We start from the raw sequence: 17,916 nt of genomic DNA on the forward strand, positions 1-17,916 counted from the left end.
CYTTGATAAGCATGATTTTGCGTATGATGTATCCTTAGCCATGCACTATGCAGAYGTACTCTGTGSYGGGGAAGAYCTTAATGAGCATTTATTTGAAGGTCCCTATTTCTCTTTTACCCTGCCATTTCGTAAAACGGAGGATGATGGCAAGGGCAAAAAGCCTGAGCTTTTTTTGGTTGAATGATTATTCAATTAAAACCGTCAATTCGAGGAAAATTTCGCATGGGACTCGTCACTATTTCAGGAACTGACCACACTCCTCCGCAAGCATCCCAGCTGAATGCGTTAAGGAATGAGATCATTTTTGATCATCAGGTGCTTTTAGAGGAACACTAATAAAGATGTGCACTTATGAAAATGTTATTTTTGATTTTGACTCGACCTTGATTGCTTTTGAGTCTTTAGAATTGGTGATGGCTGATTTACTTCAAGGTGATCAGCACAAAATCCAGCAGCTTGAGATACTGACAAATGCAGGAATGAATGGTGAGATAGGTTTTCGCGAGAGTCTGGAAGCCCGTTTAAGTATTGTTAAACCATCATGTCAAGCACTACACGCCTTTGTTGCACAATATTGCCCTGGTGCGTTTACTATTGGCGTAGAAAAGCTAATTCAAAAACTGCACGCTAATGGTGTGAAAGTGTGGATTATTAGCGGTGGATTTAGGGAACTTATTTTGCCATTTGCTCAAGTGCTGAATATCCCATCAGCACAGGTATGCGCAGTGAATTTAAATTGGAATGAAAACGGACAGTTTGAAAGCCTTAATAATGACAATGGATTTTGTGATTCTAAAGTAATGGGGGTACAGAGAATCAGGGAGCAGCTACAAGGACAGACGCTTATTGTTGGTGATGGTTTCACTGATTATGAGCTTTTTAGAGAAGGCATTGCCCATCAGTTTATTGCTTATACAGAACACGTTTCCCGCCAACAGGTTCTGGATGTTGCCCCATTTTATGCGCAAAATATAACTGAGTTATCCAATTTGATCTACCCTGAAAACCCACGTTTTTGATCTCTCCCGCTTTAAGATAGCAGTTTAAGGCTATCAGTAATTTATGCTAAACTAGTCCAACTTTAAAATATAACCATTTTTTGAGCATGGCAAAATTAACCGTACTAAAGTATCCACATCCCTTTTTAAAGCAAAAAGCCAATCCTGTTGCCACCGAGGCAATTAACGATGATTTACGTCAACTGATTGCAGATATGTTTGAGACAATGTATGCCGAGCATGGTGGGGGGCTTGCTGCTACGCAAGTGGGTTTAAACATGCGCTTGTTTATTATGGATGGCTCGGAGAATAAAGATCAGAAATTTGTTGCCATTAATCCTAAGATTATTGAGCGCAAGGGTGAAGTCGATGATGAGGAAGGCTGCCTGTCCTTTCCTGGCGTCTCGGCTAAGGTTAAGCGCTCAGAATGGGTAAAAATGTCCGCCGTGAATGAATTTGGCGAAGCCTACGAAATGGAGTGTGATGGCTACCATGGACGTTGTATTCAGCATGAAATTGATCACCTGGATGGTGTTACTTATTTTGACCATTTATCGCCACTTAAACGTAAGATGATTGAGAAAAAATATAAGAAGCTTATGCAGGAAAATGAAGGCAGTTAAAAAAAATGAACTTAATACTTTCCGAGTTAGGCAAAAAATCGCAGTACAAAAGCGAGTATGATCGAGACTTACTGTTTCCAATCCCTCGAGCTGTCAAGCGCGAAGAATTAGGGATTGTGGGTAAACCCCTGTTTCAGGGCACGGACATCTGGACGGCATTTGAAATATCCTGGCTTAATAGCAGAGGTAAGCCTGAAGTGCGTATTGGCGTATTTGAAATTGACGCTTTATCAGAATTCTTAATTGAATCAAAAAGCTTTAAATTGTATCTTAACTCCTTTAATAGTACGCGCTTTACAAGCGATGACGAGGTTGCCACGATCATGCAGCGTGATTTGTCTAAAGCAGTCATGGGTGACGTGCGCGTTCAGCTATATCAGCTCAAAGAATATCCCACGATCATTTCCAATCAATTTGACGCTGAATCGATTGATGGACTGGATATTGAAATTACAGAATATATAGCAAATCCACGATTCTTAAAGGCAGATCATAGCATTCAAGTGCACGAGATATTGAGCAGTGACTTACTCAAATCCAATTGTCTGGTTACTTTTCAGCCTGACTGGGGCAGTGTTCTGATTGATTATACAGGAGGGAAAATCGATCAGGAGGGGTTGCTTAAATACCTTATTTCCTTTCGTGATCACAATGAATTTCATGAACAATGCGTTGAGCGCATCCATAGCGACATCATGCAATATTGCCAACCAGACAAGCTTTGTGTTTATGCACGCTATACACGTCGTGGAGGATTGGATATCAATCCTATTCGCGCTAACTATGCTTACGATCCTAAGCACAAAAAAATTCGTTTGGCGAGACAGTAAGTAAGTTCGCGCCCTACTCCGTCTATTTTCAATACGAATCAAAGTTGAATTAATGGCATTAACCTTCAACTAACTTTTAATTTCTAACGAATGACTGCTTGACTTAAGAGTCAAAAATTCAGACACTCTAAAGCTTATCTGCAACAACACTTTTCATAATGCACTATGTTTGTTTTAATGCTCATCATTAGCTACTTATTTGGCTCGATTAACAGCGCCATTATCATCTGTAAATTATTTGCTCTTCCCTCTCCTAGAAGCGTTGGCTCAGGCAATCCAGGAGCAACGAACGTTCTACGCTTAGGTGGCAAAAAAGCCGCAGCAATTACCCTTTTGAGTGACGTCATCAAAGGGCTGATCCCTGTGCTTATTGCGCACTTGTTACAGCTTAGCTCAGTTGAAATTGGCTATGTGGCAGTTGCGGCAGTTATCGGTCATATATTTCCACTATTCTTTGGCTTTAAGGGTGGAAAAGGAGTGGCGACATTAATCGGTGTGATCCTGGGATTTTATTGGCTTATCGGTGTTATCTTCTTAATTGCGTGGCTCATATGTGCAGCTATCAGTAGATATTCTTCGCTATCAGCGCTTATCGCCACCGTTGTTTCTGCCACCTGTATCATATTCCTGTATGATTTTGGAACAGCATTGCCATTTTTAATCATCGCGATGATCGTTATTATTCGCCATCACGAGAATATCAAGCGTCTTATCAATGGTAGCGAAAGCAAGATAGGGCAGAAAAAACATGCCTGAGCTACCCGAGGTTGAAACGATTAAAAACGGGTTAAGCCAGTACTGCTTAGACCGCCAGATTATTGCTGTCGCAATTAACTTCCCAAAACTGCGCTATCCTGTTGATCCTGAGATTGCACAAAAAATCATCTTACAGACGATCAAACACATCGATCGACGAGGAAAGTATTTACTTATTTACCTTAATGACTATTCGCTCATTATCCATCTTGGAATGTCTGGCTCGCTGCAAATCGTTGATAGCGATCAATATCAAGCGCAAAGACACGATCATATTGTTATTAGGCTAAGTGATCGGCAAACGCTTTTTTATCGTGATCCGCGGCGTTTTGGCTATTGGCATATAACTAACGATGATCCACTGAAGCATCCTTGTTTTGTAAGCTACGGGGTCGAAGCCTTAAGTCAGGCATTTAATGAAAACCATCTCAAAACCATACTAAAAACAACTAATCGTGCCATAAAATCTTTGATAATGGATAACAAAGTCGTTGTTGGGATTGGTAATATCTACGCCTGTGAGAGTTTATTTAAAGCTAAAATTCACCCCTTAAGAGCAGGAAAATCATTGTCTGATCAGGAAAACGAAACTCTCGTTAAGTCGATCAAAACCACTCTGTTGGAGGCTATAGAGCAAGGCGGAACCACTTTAAAAGATTATAAAAATGCCACGGGAAAACCTGGGTATTTTGCACAATCTCTGCAAGTCTATGGTCAAAAAGACAAACCATGCCAGGTCTGTAAAACGCCCATTGAATCGACCATCATTGGTCAAAGAAATACATTCTATTGCTCCCAGTGCCAGCCCCACAGAGGCATAACACTATGATCAAAGTCAATTACCTGGATGCGTTAAAAGCCATCAAACAACAAGACTTTCCCTGCTACGTGGTCACAGGCAAGGAGCCTTATCAAAAAAATAAACTGATTGAGGCGATTAACCAAAAATACAAAGCGCAAAACTTCGAAATTTTACGCGATCAAATCATTGCTCAACAATACGATTTCTTACAAAGCAACTTCAATAGCTTTAGTTTATTTTCTAAAGAGCGCTTATTGCAGCTTCATATCAGCAAAGCCCCTGATAAAGATGCTCAAAAACTGCTAGTCGACTGTTTGAGCAATATCTCTGCAAACGATAGGTTTTTGCTTATTTTTGATGACTTAACCAGCGCACAGCACAAAGCTAAATGGTTTCAATCGATTATTCAAAATGCCTTGTATGTTCAAGTATGGCCCGTGAACGTGTCCGAGGCAATTAGACTTATCAAGTTGGAGCTTTCCTCTTTGGCTAAGCCTGTTTCTTTAACGCCAGAAGCATTGATGTTACTTGCACAAAAAACTGAAGGTAATCTATTTGCAGCCAACCAGATTCTCACACTCCTGCAGCACCAGTCTCAATCCCACTTTGATGAAGTAAAGCTTGCTGAGTACCTAACTAATGCAATGAATTACGATGTGTTTGATCTTGGGCAAAGTTTGATCGAGCATAACCTTAAGCGCTCATTGGCAATATTACAGCATTTATTTAAAGAACAAGTTGATGCAGTGCTCGTTCTGTGGGCAATTTTAAAAGAAATTCGCATTTGCCTGACGCTTGCTACCCAAGATCCAGCAGCACAACAACAAACCTATATTCGCAATAATATATGGCAATCAAAGCAAAGTGCCTATCAGCGTTTGATGAAAAAATTCACCAAACAACACTATGCGCAATTTTTTAATCAGTGTTTTGCGATTGATTTAATCATAAAAGGCATTGAACCAGGAAATGTAGAACAGAGCTTAACTGAGCTTGTTGTACAATTTCACCAGTGACTGCGCGTAAGTATTCAACAAAGAGAATTTGAAATGACCAGCCAAAAAAACTCAACAAGCCAAAGTACGATGAATTTGTCAAATTCAACCTTACCAGTGACTTGATTGCCGAATGTACAGGTCTTGACATGGATACTGTCCTGAACTTACGAAAAGAAATCGCCGCCAGGACGCAGCACTAGCGTTTCCATACATCACAGTGTCTCTTCAACAGCTTTGTGATCCCCCCTCTACATTCGACGTTATTCTGCCAATAATATTAATCACTATCGTTCTTATAAAGCGATTAACTCCCTGATCATCAACGACTGAGCAATAGCGCAAGGTCAATGCTGTTGCAGACAACCCATTTGGTCTAAAGCGAACATTAATGCCATTGCTACTTGAAATATAATCACCAGCTTCTGGCGCTTCAACTATCGATATTATGCGATCAACCTCGGTAGAATTCCCAGCTGAGCTTGTGAACAACAGCAAACGATTATTACCCCAGTTTGCCGCCGTTACTGTGGTATTACAGCTTGAACCATTTGCAGTTGGACATAGAAAAACCGATATGGATTCCGACATTGCCGTTATTCTCCCAAGCTCCAACGCTGCGCGAACCCGATCCATATAAACTTCTGAGTTCGCACGACCAAAGCTTCCCACCATTAGCGGCACAGCTATGGCTGCTGCAATAGCCAATATCATTAGTACAATCATTGCCTCAATAAGGCTAAATCCTGGGCTTTTACCTGCACTGTTTTGATAATTTTTGCTATTTTTTCTCATCTTCATGTTGCAATTGACTCTATATTCCCTATAATGTGCCCTGTCTTTCGTCGGGTCGTTAGCTCAGTCGGTAGAGCAGCTGGCTTTTAACCAGTTGGTCGCAGGTTCGAATCCTGCACGACCCACCATTTATTATTCTATTCCAAACCGCCAATGCGATTTTCAGTAACAAAAGCTTCAAACAATTCCACAGTTTTGTCTATATCTTCGTCACTATGCGCTATAGACATAAACCCTGCCTCAAAAGCCGATGGAGCGAAATATACACCATGGTCCAGCATGTAGTGAAAAAAGCGATTAAATTGCTCCAAGTCACAAGTTTTAACGTCATTGAAACTCAGAATATCTTGCGTTTGGGTAAAGAAAAGTCCAAACATGCTACCAATCGCTTTGGCTACAAATGGAAATTTATGGCGTTTAGCGACTCTATTTAAGCCATCAATCAGTCGTCTGGTCTTTTGACTGATCGCATCGTAAAATCCTGGCTGAGAAATTTTCTCCAAAGTGGTTAATCCTGCAATCATCGCCACAGGATTACCCGAAAGTGTCCCTGCCTGATATACATTTCCAGAAGGTGCAATCATTTGCATAATTTCTTTTTTCCCACCAAAGGCACCAACTGGCATGCCACCACCAATGACTTTACCAAATGTTGTTAAATCCGGGGTAATGTGATACAGATCTTGTGCTCCTGTTAATCCCACGCGGAATCCCGTCATCACTTCATCAAAAATAAGTAACGCACCATATTGATCGCATAAGTAACGTAAGCCCTGTAAAAAACCGTTGGATGGCTCTATTAAATTCATATTGCCTGCCACTGGCTCTAGAATGACGCACGCAATGTCATCAGGATAAGTTCTAAATAGATCAGTAACACTTTCCAGATCATTAAATGAGGCAGTTAAGGTGTCTTTTACGGTACCTTTTGTTACCCCTGGCGAGTTCGGTAAACCGAGTGTCAAAGCCCCGGACCCTGCAGCAACCAGAAACTGATCGGCATGTCCATGATAGCATCCTGCGAATTTTATGATCTTATCACGCTTTGTATAGCCACGAGCTAAACGCACGGCACTCATTGTGGCTTCTGTGCCTGAGCTTACAAAACGTACCAGATCAATACTACTGATCATGCTACATATTTTTTTTGCAAGCTTAATTTCAAGCTCAGAAGGCGCGCCATAACTTAAACCTGATTCAGTCTGATGTTGTACCGCTTTGATGACATCATCATCCGCGTGTCCCAAGATCATAGGACCCCATGAGCCAACGTAATCAATATATTTCTTACCATCGGCGTCATAAACGTAAGCCCCCTTGGCTTTAGCAATAAACCTGGGTGTGCCACCAACCCCTTTAAAAGCTCGCACGGGAGAATTTACTCCGCCTGGAATATATTTTTGTGCTTCATTAAACAAGTTTTGTGAGTTTATCATTGTCTACTAACTCCTGTTGGTTATTCTATCTTCTACAACATCCATTAATATATCGGTTGCATTGATTCCACTTTCATTATAAATCTGTTGAGCCATGGTTGGACTCGTTATATTAATTTCCGTTAAACGATTCCCAATGACATCAATACCTGCAAATAACACACCACTTTCTTTAAGATCTTTGCCGACGATAGCTGCTATTTCAAACTCTTCAGCAGTGAGCTTTCTAACAACTGGAGTCGCACCTCGTGCTAAGTTACCGCGACTGTCATCTTTACTTGGGATACGTGCAACCAAATACTCAAGCGGTTCACCATCAACAATTAAGATGCGCTTATCACCCTCTTTAATGGCTGCCTGGTACTCTTGCACCATAATAAACCGAGATTCATATCTGGTAATCGTTTCCAGGATTACATTTTTATTTGGGTCATTCGGCTGAATGCGGAAAATAGACTCTCCTCCCATACCATCTAATGGTTTAACCACGACATCTTGATAGCGTTCAATAAAGTCTTTAATCACCTTAAATGAACGACTGACCATAGTTTTTGGCGTAAGATTTGGGTAACGTGTGATCGAGAATTTCTCATTGGCATCACGCAGGGTTTGTGGCTTATTGATGATTAGCGCGCCTTGTTTTTCAGCTAACTCAAGGATGTAGGTAGCATAGACGAACTCCATATTAAATGGGGGATCTTTGCGCATAAAGATTGCGTCAAACTCACCGAGTTTCATCTTGTCTCCAGGGGTCAACTGATACCATTTGTTATGCTCTTTTGAACCAGTTAGTATCAACTCATAACCCTGTCCGTAAGCCACACCATCCTCAACAAAGATATCCTGGAGCTCGAATACATACTGCTGCCATTCCTTCTTTGCCACTGACAGCATCATCATATAAGCCGTGTCTTTTTTGATGTTAAATGTATGTAATGGATCAATAATAAATGCAACTTTCATTTTTTCCCCTGGTTAAGCATAAACACTGACGCTTATTCTAACACCAACAGGCATTGATCAAAGAACTGATTACTAAACTTTTATGAAACCATCCCCTGGCAAATACGGTAGGATTTACACTGAAAAAGAAGAACCACAGCCGCAAGTGGTTTTGGCATTTGGATTACGAATAATAAAATGCGCACCCTCAACATCTTCCTTGTAATCGATATCTGCACCAACAAGGTACTGAAAACTCATTGCATCCACCAGCAGGTAGACTCCCTGGTTCTCAAAAATCATGTCATCTTCTTTTTGCGCTTCATCAAAGGTAAAGCCATACTGGAAACCAGAACAGCCACCACCTGTAATATATACGCGAAGTTTTAAATTATTACTCTCTTCTTCAGAAACGAGTTCTTTTACTTTTAAAGCAGCTGCATCAGTAAAATTCAGCGGTTGTACTTGTTGAACACTCATCTTGCTTCCTTATTTTACTTTCTGGCTTTGACAAACTTACCACACACCTTTACAAAGGGCGTATGCAATGGGCGTATGCAATACGCCCCTACTCACTTAATGCGTTTCATGGGGCGAAGACCTACTTTTTGTTTGTCATATTACTTACTGCACAGGGGCAAGTTTAATCTTGCCCATACGATCAATATTTTGCACCATGACTTTCATGTTTTTGCCTTCAGCCATCGTGTTTGGATTAACACCGATGCTCTCAAGCTCAGAAAATGGTAACAAGCCATCTTTTCCTGGCAGGATATTAACAAACGCACCAAAATCCAGGACTTTTACCACTTTACCATTATACGTCTGACCAACTTCGGCACTCGCTGTTAATGCCATAATCTCCTCAATGGCGGCATTCAGTGCATCTTTGCTTCTTGCGAAAATTTTCACTTCACCATTGTCTGAAGTATCTATGGATGCTCCCGTTTTTTCAGTAATGCCTTTTATGGTAACGCCACCTTTACCGATCACATCACGAATTTTACTTGGATCAATGGTAATAACTTCCACTTGAGGTGCATTATTTGAGGTTTCTAATTTATATTCAGATATCACTTCATTCATAATGCCCAAAATATGTAAGCGCCCTTCTTTGGCCTGATCCAAAGCTGCCTGCATGATCTTACGCGTAATACCCTTGATCTTGATGTCCATTTGAAGGGCGGTGACACCATAACGCGTTCCAGCCACTTTAAAGTCCATATCGCCCAGATGATCTTCGTCACCCAGAATATCTGACAACACCGCGTACTTATCACCATCTTTAATAAGTCCCATGGCAATACCCGCAACAGGAGCAGCCAACGGAATACCTGCATCCATCATTGCTAAGGATGAACCACAAACAGTGGCCATTGAGCTTGAACCATTTGACTCGGTAATTTCTGATACGACACGCACCACATAAGGATAAATTTCTTCGTTAGGGAAAACCGCTTGGGTTGCGCGTTTTGCCAGATTCGCATGCCCGATCTCACGACGTTTAGGTGTACCTATCATGCCCGTTTCACCCACTGAGAATGGGGGAAAATTGTAATGCAGCATGTAACGATTTTTCTTATCACCACTTAAAGTTTCAACTAACTGCGCATCGCGATCATTGCCTAAGGTTGCAACCACGAGAGCCTGTGTTTCGCCACGCGTAAATAATGCAGATCCATGCGCCTTTGGCAATACCCCCGTGCGCACATTAATGGGTCTTACGGTACGCGTATCGCGTCCATCAATTCTTGGCAAACCACTTAAAATGTTTTTGCGTACAACCTCTCTTTCGATGTCGTGGAAAATGCTTTTTATCTCTTCAACGGAAACTTCTTCGGACTCAGTTTCATCAGCGACAATCGTTTCAACCACCGTTTTTCTTAAATTATTGATCAACTCAACCCGTTTTTGTTTTTCGGTTTCTTGATATGCTGTTTTAATTTCACTATAGAAACGTGCTTTAATCTGCTCGTTTAACGCCTTATTTTCGACCTTAGGCGTAAAACTCCAACGAGGCTTTGCTGCATACTTCGCCAAGTGATTAATCGCATCAATCACTACTTGCATTTGTTGGTGACCGTATAACACAGCACCAAGCATGACCTCCTCTGGCAAGCTTTTCGCTTCCGATTCAACCATTAAGACAGCATCTTTAGTTCCTGCAACAACCAAATCTAAGTCTGAAATCTCTAATTTGGCAAAGGAAGGGTTGATGACATACTGCCCATCAATAAAACCAACACGCACACCTGCTACGGGTCCCTCAAACGGCACTCCCGATAATACCAGCGAAGCCGAAGCACCGATCAGCGCTGGAATATCAGGGGGAACCTCAGGATCAAAGGATAACACGGTCGCTACAATCTGAACTTCATTATAAAAACCTTCAGGAAACAACGGTCGCAGTGGGCGGTCAATCAACCGAGCCGTCAATGTTTCATGCTCAGTTGGACGTCCTTCGCGACGAGGAAAACCACCAGGAATCTTACCTGCTGCATACGACTTCTCTTGGTAATTCACTTTCAATGGGAAGAAATCAATACCTTGTTTAGCCTCTTTTTGCGCAGCAGTTGTTACTAATACAACGGTATCACCCACGGTAACCACCACGGATCCTGCGGCTTGACGCGCCATTGCACCTGTTTCTAAAGTTACCTGATGTTGTCCTAACTGAAAGACTTCTTTAAATATTTTCACTTGTTTGCCTTATTATCATTGTTTTGCGGTGTGTCGCGCGCTTAAACTATCCGATTCTCAAGCGCACTATCTACGTAAACTTAAGCGCTCAATCAAGACGCGATAACGCGCGATGTCTTTGCTTTTTAGATAGTCTAAAAGCTTGCGGCGTTGGCTGACCAGACGCAATAAGCCTCGTCTTGAGTGGAAATCCTGCTTGTGCGTCTCAAAATGACCTTGAAGACCCTCAATGCGAGCCGTCAATAACGCAACTTGTACTTCTGGTGAGCCTGTATCGCCTTCTGAACGCTGATATTCAGTCACGATCGATTGTTTGTGCTCGGTGCTTAACATATTATTTTCTCCTAAATTTTATTTCTTTTGTTAAACTTCCCATAAAGATACTGAACAAATTTGAAATTTATCCAAACATCACGACAGTTTAGCAGCGCCGTATAATACATGCTTTTTAGAGAAACAACAAGCAAGCCAAAGCTTATTTTTTCCCAACTGAGTACTTTTGTTGGTACACTTTCATACGCTCAAGCAACTGTAATTCAATTTGTCCATTAAGCTTAAGATATTCAATTAAATCACTTAGATTTGCCACCGCGTGTACAGGAAACTGATATTCCTCTTCGACCATTTTAACTGCTGAAAGCGCTTGATTTGGCGCAATTTCCTGGCGATCCAATGCAACACAAACACCAACCACCTGTCCACCTTGCACCCCGATAACATTGATTGCCTCTTTGATTGCAGTCCCTGCGGTAATCACGTCATCTATGATTAGTACTTTTTTATCCTTAATGTCAGCTCCAACTAAAGCCCCACCTTCACCGTGATCCTTTTTCTCTTTGCGGTTATAACAAAAACCGACATTTTTACCGTACTTGCTGTATAAAATCGATGCCACCAAAGCAGCCAGTGAAATTCCTTTGTAAGCAGGACCAAACAACACATGAAACTCAGCATTGACTGATATAATTTTAGCGGCGTAGCATTCAGCCAGCTGGTGTAAGGTTTTTCCTTGGTTGAACATGCCTGCATTAAAAAAGTAAGGGCTGATTCGCCCTGACTTCAATATAAACTCACCAAATTTGAGGGCTGAGGCTTCAATGGCAGCATCAAAAAAACGATAATCTTTCATACCTATTTAACTACTTCACTTGGGTTAAAGTGGCATTACTATATATCACCCACGAGCGATTTTATAGTTGATTTTTTAGCGACGTGTAGCTTATCTAAAAGCATGCCAAATTTGATCGGCAATCTGTTTACTGATACCCTTGATTTTTGCGATTTCATCCACGGATGCCGCCGATAACTCCTGCCAGCCACCAAAGTGACGAAGTAGTGCTTGCCTTCGCTTACTACCAACCCCTGGAATTGATTCTAATATTGATTCAGTCTGTCGTTTGGCAAGCTTTTTACGTTGAGCTTTAATCGCAAAATCGTGTGCGGCATCTCTGATTTGTCTTAGTAACAGAAAACCTGGATCATATTCTGGCAGGTGGTAAACATGATCATCAAAGCCAAGAAATATATCTTCCTTGCCACTGATCCGCTCTACGCCTTTGCCAAGACTGACAAGTTGAATTCGCTCTTTTAAATTTTGTTGAATCATAACCTCTTGTGCTTTTCTTAGCTGCCCCTTACCACCGTCAATCACCATTACATCAGGCAGGTTATTTGCCTCCATCCCCGACTCAATCCGTCTTGTGACCGCCTGGGCAATGGCTGCATAATCATCCCCTGGCGTAATATTGTTGATGTTATAACGCCGATAAGCTGACTTTAGTGGTCCTGACTCATTAAAAACAACACAGGATGCTATCGTCGCCTCTCCCTGATGATGACTAATATCAAAACACTCAATGCGTTTTATCTCTGATTTATTAAGCCATTTTGCTAAAGCCACCATCCGCTCAGTAAATTGCTTTTTAGTATGAAAATTCATTTGTAATTTTTGTCGGGCGTTAACCATTGCAAGCTTTTGCCATTTGGCATTATCTGTACTAACCACATCTATCCACTTAATCTGACTGTCTGCCTTTTGATTAATGCTACTCAACAATTCTTTGGAAATAGCAATATCCTTAGGCACGATAACTTCTTTTGGCCACAGGGTGCGAAACTCTGCCAGGTAATAGTGTGATAGGAAAGCATTAAGAATTTCAGCCTGTGAGTTTCCTTCAACCGTAACAAACCAGTGTTTATCATCCTCCACTTTCCCTTGCTGGATGCTTAATAAGCTAATACAGATTTTCTCTGACTCTTGCACTAAACCAATAACATGGAAATTTTTATTGTTTGTCTTATCTAAAAACTGCTGCTGTTGTAGCTTTGTCAATAATATAAGCTGATCCCTTAGCTGACTTGCTTCCTCGAAAAGTTCATACTCAGAAGCCAGCTGCATTTTCTGTGAGACAGTCTCCAACACCGAGGTTAATTTACCGCTAATAAACTTTACCAATAAATCAACCTGTAATTTATATGCCTCTGGCGTAATTTTTCCGACACAAGGAGCACTGCAGCGCTTTATCTGATACTGCAGGCACGGGCGTGAACGGTTGCTATAGTAGCTATCGTCACATTGCCTGATGGGAAATAATTTTTGCAATAAAACCAGCGTATCCTTCATCGATGACAATGATACATAAGGACCAAAGTAGAGTCCATTTTTGCGTGGCTTACCACGAAATCCAGTCAACCTTGGAAAGGTATGATCTGTCAGATGTAAATAAGGGTAGCTTTTGTCATCTTTGAATAAGATATTGTACTTGGGTTTATGCTTCTTAATTAATGTACTTTCCAGCAAAAACGCATCGTAATCACTTGGTGTCACGGTGACGTCAATAAAAGCAACCTGCTGAGCTAAAGTCTGCGTTTTAAGATCCTTAGCCCCTTTACTGAAGTAACTGTTGACGCGCTTATATAAATTCTTTGCTTTTCCAACGTATAAGATAGTATGTGCCTTATCATACATGCGATACACGCCGGGATGTGTTGTAAGATTTTCCAAAAAAGAGACTAGATCAAAGGTGTCTTGCGTATTGAACATGATAAGTTGTTATGATAGGAAACAAGTGGGTCTTTACCCTTGATTGCTTTCAAGATCTATGAGTTTATGCCGAATGGCTAAGTGTGTCAGCTCCACATCACTATCGATACCCAGCTTTTCAAACAAACGGTAACGATAACTATTGACCGTTTTGGGACTCAAACACAACTGATCTGCCACATCATTTACTTTTTGACCGCTAGTGATCATGATTAACACCTGCATCTCACGCTCAGAGAGCGCATCAAACGGCGACTCATCGCTGTGGGTCAAATGTTTTAACGCAAGCTGTTGTGCAACTTCAGGCGAAAGATAGCGCCGCCCTGCATACACGGTTTTAATTGCCTGGATCATTTCATCCAAACTGGCACCCTTGGTCATATATCCACAAGCTCCAGCCTGCAACACACGACTTGGATAAGGCTCATCACCGTACACAGTAACCACTAATATTTTAATTTGAGGATAAACCTTGGCAATGCGCTTTGTCGCCTCTAAACCGCCCATTCCAGGCATTTTAACATCCATTAAAACAACATCTGGTAAGAGCCTTGACGCCAATGAAATTGCTTCTTCCCCACTGGCGGCTTCGCCAATAATCTCAATGGTATTAACATCGCTTAACAGTTTTTTTATCCCTAGCCTCACTAATTCATGATCATCAACCAAAAGCACTCTTATCATTACATTGCTCCTATGTGTTAAGTCTATCTCCCAAGCCATATACGCGCTCACTGTCTAATGGCACTATCCATTTTTTCTCAAGGGTTATTCAGCAAAATCCTCAAGTCTATGTGCGCTAATGCGTGTTTCATTTGTGAGATTTCGCCCACAGTATAAACCAAAAACCCCCGCGATGCTGTAGAGATTTAGGCTTATTTTGCTTGTATTTCTGCTTTTTATTTGTAAGATGAGGCATTTACTACATGGCAACCTCCGTAAATGATTACGAATAATCAGGATTTGTGTACACTCGTTTTACAATTAATGCAGGAAAAAGTCATTGCACTTGATACCGAGTTTTATTGGCGAAACACCTATTATCCTGAGCTATGCCTCATTCAGATAGCAACTGCTGACAATATCTACCTGATTGATCCCTTATCAAAGGAGCTTGACCTGAACCTGCTGTGCCCTTTGTTTGCAAGCACCAACACGCTAAAAATTATGCACGCAGCGGAAAATGACATCAAAATTCTAAAGCATTGTTTAAGCTGTCAGTTCCAAGCGGTTTTTGATACACAAATAGCCATGGCATTTTTAGGACATGATCATCAGTTGTCCTTAGCACACACGCTAGCGTACTGTGGTTTTGGCGAGCTTAGTAAAGCTCATAAGTTATCAGACTGGCGCTACAGACCATTATCTGAGTCACAATTAAAGTATGCCCAAGGTGATGTTGCTCACTTAATTGCATGTCAGTCATTACTCAATAACCAGCTTAAAAACACACCCTGGCTTGATGCCTTTTATCAAGAGATGGACATTATTCAACGTACTCAGTTTACTCATATCCGTGAGGCACCCTATAAATTTAAACATCAACTAGCTCGCCTTAACCCTGACGCCCAAAAAAATCTCATCCTGTTGGCTATCTGGCGTGAACAATACGCACAACATAAAAACAGAGTAACCCGCTATATTTTATCCGACCAGGAACTGATTAAGATTGCCAAACTCAATCCTCAGGATATTCAATCTCTTAGCAAAGATAAGTTACTTTCTCATAGTAAGATCCAGCGCCTTGGTCTTAGCATTATCCAAGCCCTTCATGCAACACAGCAAACACCTGAAGTTTCAGATTATACGGAAACACACAACTTTAAAATCAGCACCGCCCTCCTTCACTGCTGTTTTGATTATTTAAATAACCTTGCCACAGAGTTTAACTTACCGCTTGCACTAATTGCCTCAAAACATGACCTTAAGAAATTTCTGTATATGAAGATCGCCAAAGCGGAGAATACTCCCACATCAAAACTTGGCACTGGATGGCGACTTCAGCACTTTGGTCATGCAATTTATGAATTTGCCCAGTGCCAACCTGAATTTTTTATTTTACCAAACAGCCTTTCTGAAAATGAGAAATTTGACGACTAAGGTGCTCTATAACGCCAGACCAATGCGCCTGGCAACCTCTTTATAATGTCCAATGACATCACCTAAGTCTTGACGAAAACGGTCTTTATCAAAGACTTCCCTGGTTTTCCTGTCCCACAACCTGCAGCCATCTGGACTAAATTCATCGCCTAGTAGAATTTCATCATGAAAGCGACCAAATTCAAGCTTATAGTCAACCAGTAACAATCCAGAATCATCGAAGAGTTTAGATAATACTTCATTTACTTTGAATGTTGTTTTACGCATAAAGGCAATTTCAGACTCGCTCGCCCAGTTAAAAGCCAAAATATGTGATGTGTTGATCATAGGATCACCCAAGGCGTCATCTTTTAGGAAAAACTCAAATATGGGCTCCACAAATTTCATGCCTTTTTCAATTCCTAAACGTTTGCAAATACCCCCTGCAGCATAATTACGCACGACGCACTCAACAGGGATCATCTTAAGCTTCTTCATAAGGCTTTCATTGTCGCTCAAGATTTTAACAAAGTGCGTTTTAACTCCTGCTTCCTCAAGCTTTTGCATAATATAGGCATTAAATAAATTATTAACCCGTCCTTTGTCTACCAAGCTCGCTTTTTTTACTCCATTAAAAGCCGTTGCATCATCACGATATTCAATAACCACTTCATCCTGATGATCGCTACTGTAGACCGATTTTGCTTTTCCTTGGTATATAAGCTCTTTAACCATCCTAATTTACCTTTTGCTGCTTGTTACTAAGGGGAATATGAGATGCGATCACCGTCAAAACAGGTTTGGCTTTATCAATGGGAATCAATACTTGTTTCGTATCAAACAGCGACACACGTAACTGTTTTTGCTCTTCCCTAAAGAAATTATGCCAGTTGCTCATATCACTAAACAGTGAACCATTTTGCGTATATGGATACAGGTATAAAAGATAGCTTTGATTCTGAGCTGCGTCGTCAAACAAAATCGTCTGTTCTTTTTCATCATACGCTATATATTTAAACCCTCCTGCCTCAATTGCCTCTTTCAGTGCCGTCTGTACCATAGAAGCATCACCTACAAACACAATAGAGGCAACTTTATCATTCGTATACAGTTGGAACTTCAGCCCACTGCTTGTGCTAACAAAACCAAATTGCGCCTTTATCAGCGTCGATTCGCTGACCTTTTGTCCTCTGATATGCTGATCAATCAGCTCAACGACTTGACTTGCTTCTTTTTCAACTGCGGGTTTTTCATCCATGGCAAACAGGGATAATTCAGCACGTCTGAACTCATTTTTTACCCGTGCGATATAGACATAATAAGCTATCCCTGTCGCTTTATTTTTAACAATAAAACGACTGTTGTCCCTGTCTTCTTTTTCCAGCGTTAGCGATGGCAGTTTACTTTGCAAAGCTGCCTGAACAATGAGCCAGCTCAACTCATAAGGCTCATATATCATCAGTTTTGCCTGATCATCTTTATCATAGCTTAACTTAGTTGAAACGATGTAAAGCTGCTCTTGTTCAACCAGGCTGATATTATAGCCTGCGTCAAAATTAGGTGGCAGTAACGCATTTTGCGCAGCAGCCTGCTGATTTGTACTAAAGCTAGTTACGCCTTCTGGCACAACCAATGTTGGGTTTATATTGGGATCTTGTGACACTGATTCTGGTATTTCCAGTGGCTTATTCTGCTGAACAGGCTGACGCGCGTAATCGAAGTCACGATTACGGAAAAAATGACTAACCGAAGCACACCCCGCCAATGCACTCACACTTAATATTGCCAGCATACACAAGGTAATTTTATTAAATTTCATGACTGTTTTACCTGGAAAAATGTAAGAGCATTATACACAAAGCAAACACTAATACGCACTGTATTTTAGCGTAAAAACCACGTTAATTACCGTCTCCC

The 17,916-nt window shown here is 41.1% G+C and carries 20 protein-coding genes and 1 tRNA gene; 10 read left to right on the forward strand and 11 right to left on the reverse strand.

The features are described from left to right. From CU053_RS05160 to holA, 8 genes are all read left to right on the forward strand, one after another. Positions 1 to 184, forward strand: a 184-nt coding sequence (locus CU053_RS05160) for a hypothetical protein (protein ID WP_158107019.1), incomplete at its 5' end; no start/stop codon positions are given. Next, entirely contained in the window at positions 181 to 336 is a 156-nt protein-coding gene (locus CU053_RS05165) for a hypothetical protein (RefSeq protein WP_158107020.1), read from the forward strand. The genes CU053_RS05160 and CU053_RS05165, both read left to right, overlap by 4 nt. 5 nt (positions 337 to 341) lie before the next feature. Continuing rightward, complete coding sequence (locus CU053_RS05170) at positions 342 to 1,019, forward strand: HAD-IB family phosphatase (protein WP_100550523.1); 678 nt, start codon at positions 342 to 344, stop codon at positions 1,017 to 1,019. Positions 1,020 to 1,105: 86 nt separating this feature from the next. After that, on the forward strand, positions 1,106 to 1,621 hold the full coding sequence (gene def / locus CU053_RS05175) for a peptide deformylase (protein ID WP_100550524.1): 516 nt from the start codon (positions 1,106 to 1,108) through the stop codon (positions 1,619 to 1,621). Between the two features lie 5 nt (positions 1,622 to 1,626). Then, entirely contained in the window at positions 1,627 to 2,451 is an 825-nt protein-coding gene (queF, locus tag CU053_RS05180) for an NADPH-dependent 7-cyano-7-deazaguanine reductase QueF (protein ID WP_100550525.1), read from the forward strand. A 165-nt stretch (positions 2,452 to 2,616) separates the two neighbouring features. Then, positions 2,617 to 3,207 carry a glycerol-3-phosphate 1-O-acyltransferase PlsY gene (plsY, locus tag CU053_RS05185; RefSeq protein ID WP_100550526.1) on the forward strand — a complete coding sequence of 197 codons (591 nt, stop codon included), beginning with the start codon at positions 2,617 to 2,619 and terminating at the stop codon, positions 3,205 to 3,207. Then, the gene (gene mutM / locus CU053_RS05190; protein ID WP_100550527.1) at positions 3,200 to 4,036 is read left to right on the forward strand and encodes a bifunctional DNA-formamidopyrimidine glycosylase/DNA-(apurinic or apyrimidinic site) lyase; all 837 of its coding nucleotides are present in this window, start codon (positions 3,200 to 3,202) and stop codon (positions 4,034 to 4,036) included. Before plsY ends, mutM begins: the two co-directional genes overlap by 8 nt. Then, positions 4,033 to 5,025, forward strand: a complete 993-nt coding sequence (gene holA / locus CU053_RS05195) for a DNA polymerase III subunit delta (RefSeq protein WP_100550528.1) — start codon at positions 4,033 to 4,035, stop codon at positions 5,023 to 5,025. Before mutM ends, holA begins: the two co-directional genes overlap by 4 nt. Before the next feature lie 207 nt (positions 5,026 to 5,232). On the opposite strand, the gene CU053_RS05200 is transcribed toward holA, so the two are convergent. Beyond that, positions 5,233 to 5,799, reverse strand: coding sequence for a GspH/FimT family pseudopilin (locus CU053_RS05200; protein WP_158107021.1), 567 nt, complete (start codon positions 5,797 to 5,799; stop codon positions 5,233 to 5,235). 52 nt (positions 5,800 to 5,851) lie between these two features. On the opposite strand from CU053_RS05200, the gene CU053_RS05205 reads away from it, so the two are divergent. Then, positions 5,852 to 5,927, forward strand: a tRNA-Lys gene (locus CU053_RS05205). A gap of 9 nt (positions 5,928 to 5,936) precedes the next feature. On the opposite strand, the gene hemL is transcribed toward CU053_RS05205, so the two are convergent. The 8 genes from hemL to uvrY form a co-directional block, all read right to left on the reverse strand. Further along, positions 5,937 to 7,235, reverse strand: coding sequence for a glutamate-1-semialdehyde 2,1-aminomutase (hemL, locus tag CU053_RS05210; protein WP_100550530.1), 1,299 nt, complete (start codon positions 7,233 to 7,235; stop codon positions 5,937 to 5,939). Between the two features lie 6 nt (positions 7,236 to 7,241). Continuing rightward, on the reverse strand, positions 7,242 to 8,198 hold the full coding sequence (gshB, locus tag CU053_RS05215) for a glutathione synthase (RefSeq protein ID WP_100550531.1): 957 nt from the start codon (positions 8,196 to 8,198) through the stop codon (positions 7,242 to 7,244). Positions 8,199 to 8,312: 114 nt separating this feature from the next. Continuing rightward, the gene (gene erpA / locus CU053_RS05220; RefSeq protein ID WP_100550532.1) at positions 8,313 to 8,657 is read right to left on the reverse strand and encodes an iron-sulfur cluster insertion protein ErpA; all 345 of its coding nucleotides are present in this window, start codon (positions 8,655 to 8,657) and stop codon (positions 8,313 to 8,315) included. A gap of 144 nt (positions 8,658 to 8,801) precedes the next feature. Further along, positions 8,802 to 10,877, reverse strand: coding sequence for a polyribonucleotide nucleotidyltransferase (pnp, locus tag CU053_RS05225; RefSeq protein WP_100550533.1), 2,076 nt, complete (start codon positions 10,875 to 10,877; stop codon positions 8,802 to 8,804). Positions 10,878 to 10,943: 66 nt separating this feature from the next. After that, positions 10,944 to 11,210, reverse strand: coding sequence for a 30S ribosomal protein S15 (rpsO, locus tag CU053_RS05230; protein ID WP_100550534.1), 267 nt, complete (start codon positions 11,208 to 11,210; stop codon positions 10,944 to 10,946). Positions 11,211 to 11,352: 142 nt separating this feature from the next. Beyond that, on the reverse strand, positions 11,353 to 12,006 hold the full coding sequence (pyrE, locus tag CU053_RS05235; RefSeq protein WP_100550535.1) for an orotate phosphoribosyltransferase: 654 nt from the start codon (positions 12,004 to 12,006) through the stop codon (positions 11,353 to 11,355). Positions 12,007 to 12,096: 90 nt separating this feature from the next. Beyond that, positions 12,097 to 13,920 (reverse strand): excinuclease ABC subunit UvrC, encoded by a 1,824-nt coding sequence (uvrC, locus tag CU053_RS05240; protein WP_100550536.1) that lies wholly within the window; start codon positions 13,918 to 13,920, stop codon positions 12,097 to 12,099. A 33-nt stretch (positions 13,921 to 13,953) separates the two neighbouring features. Further along, positions 13,954 to 14,604, reverse strand: coding sequence for a UvrY/SirA/GacA family response regulator transcription factor (uvrY, locus tag CU053_RS05245; RefSeq protein WP_100550537.1), 651 nt, complete (start codon positions 14,602 to 14,604; stop codon positions 13,954 to 13,956). 258 nt (positions 14,605 to 14,862) lie between these two features. Here uvrY and CU053_RS05250 point away from each other — a divergent pair, with 258 nt between their 5' ends. Continuing rightward, positions 14,863 to 16,020 carry a ribonuclease D gene (locus tag CU053_RS05250; RefSeq protein ID WP_100550538.1) on the forward strand — a complete coding sequence of 386 codons (1,158 nt, stop codon included), beginning with the start codon at positions 14,863 to 14,865 and terminating at the stop codon, positions 16,018 to 16,020. Between the two features lie 6 nt (positions 16,021 to 16,026). Here the strand turns inward: CU053_RS05250 and purC are convergent, their stop codons facing one another. Further along, entirely contained in the window at positions 16,027 to 16,734 is a 708-nt protein-coding gene (gene purC / locus CU053_RS05255; RefSeq protein WP_100550539.1) for a phosphoribosylaminoimidazolesuccinocarboxamide synthase, read from the reverse strand. Position 16,735: 1 nt separating this feature from the next. Continuing rightward, a complete protein-coding gene (locus CU053_RS05260; RefSeq protein ID WP_100550540.1) occupies positions 16,736 to 17,818 on the reverse strand; it encodes a hypothetical protein in 1,083 nt (360 codons plus the stop codon). Positions 17,819 to 17,916 lie beyond the last annotated feature (98 nt).

The sequence above is a fragment of the Caedibacter taeniospiralis genome, assembly GCF_002803295.2.
Taxonomy (GTDB): Bacteria; Pseudomonadota; Gammaproteobacteria; order Francisellales; family Francisellaceae; genus Caedibacter; species Caedibacter taeniospiralis.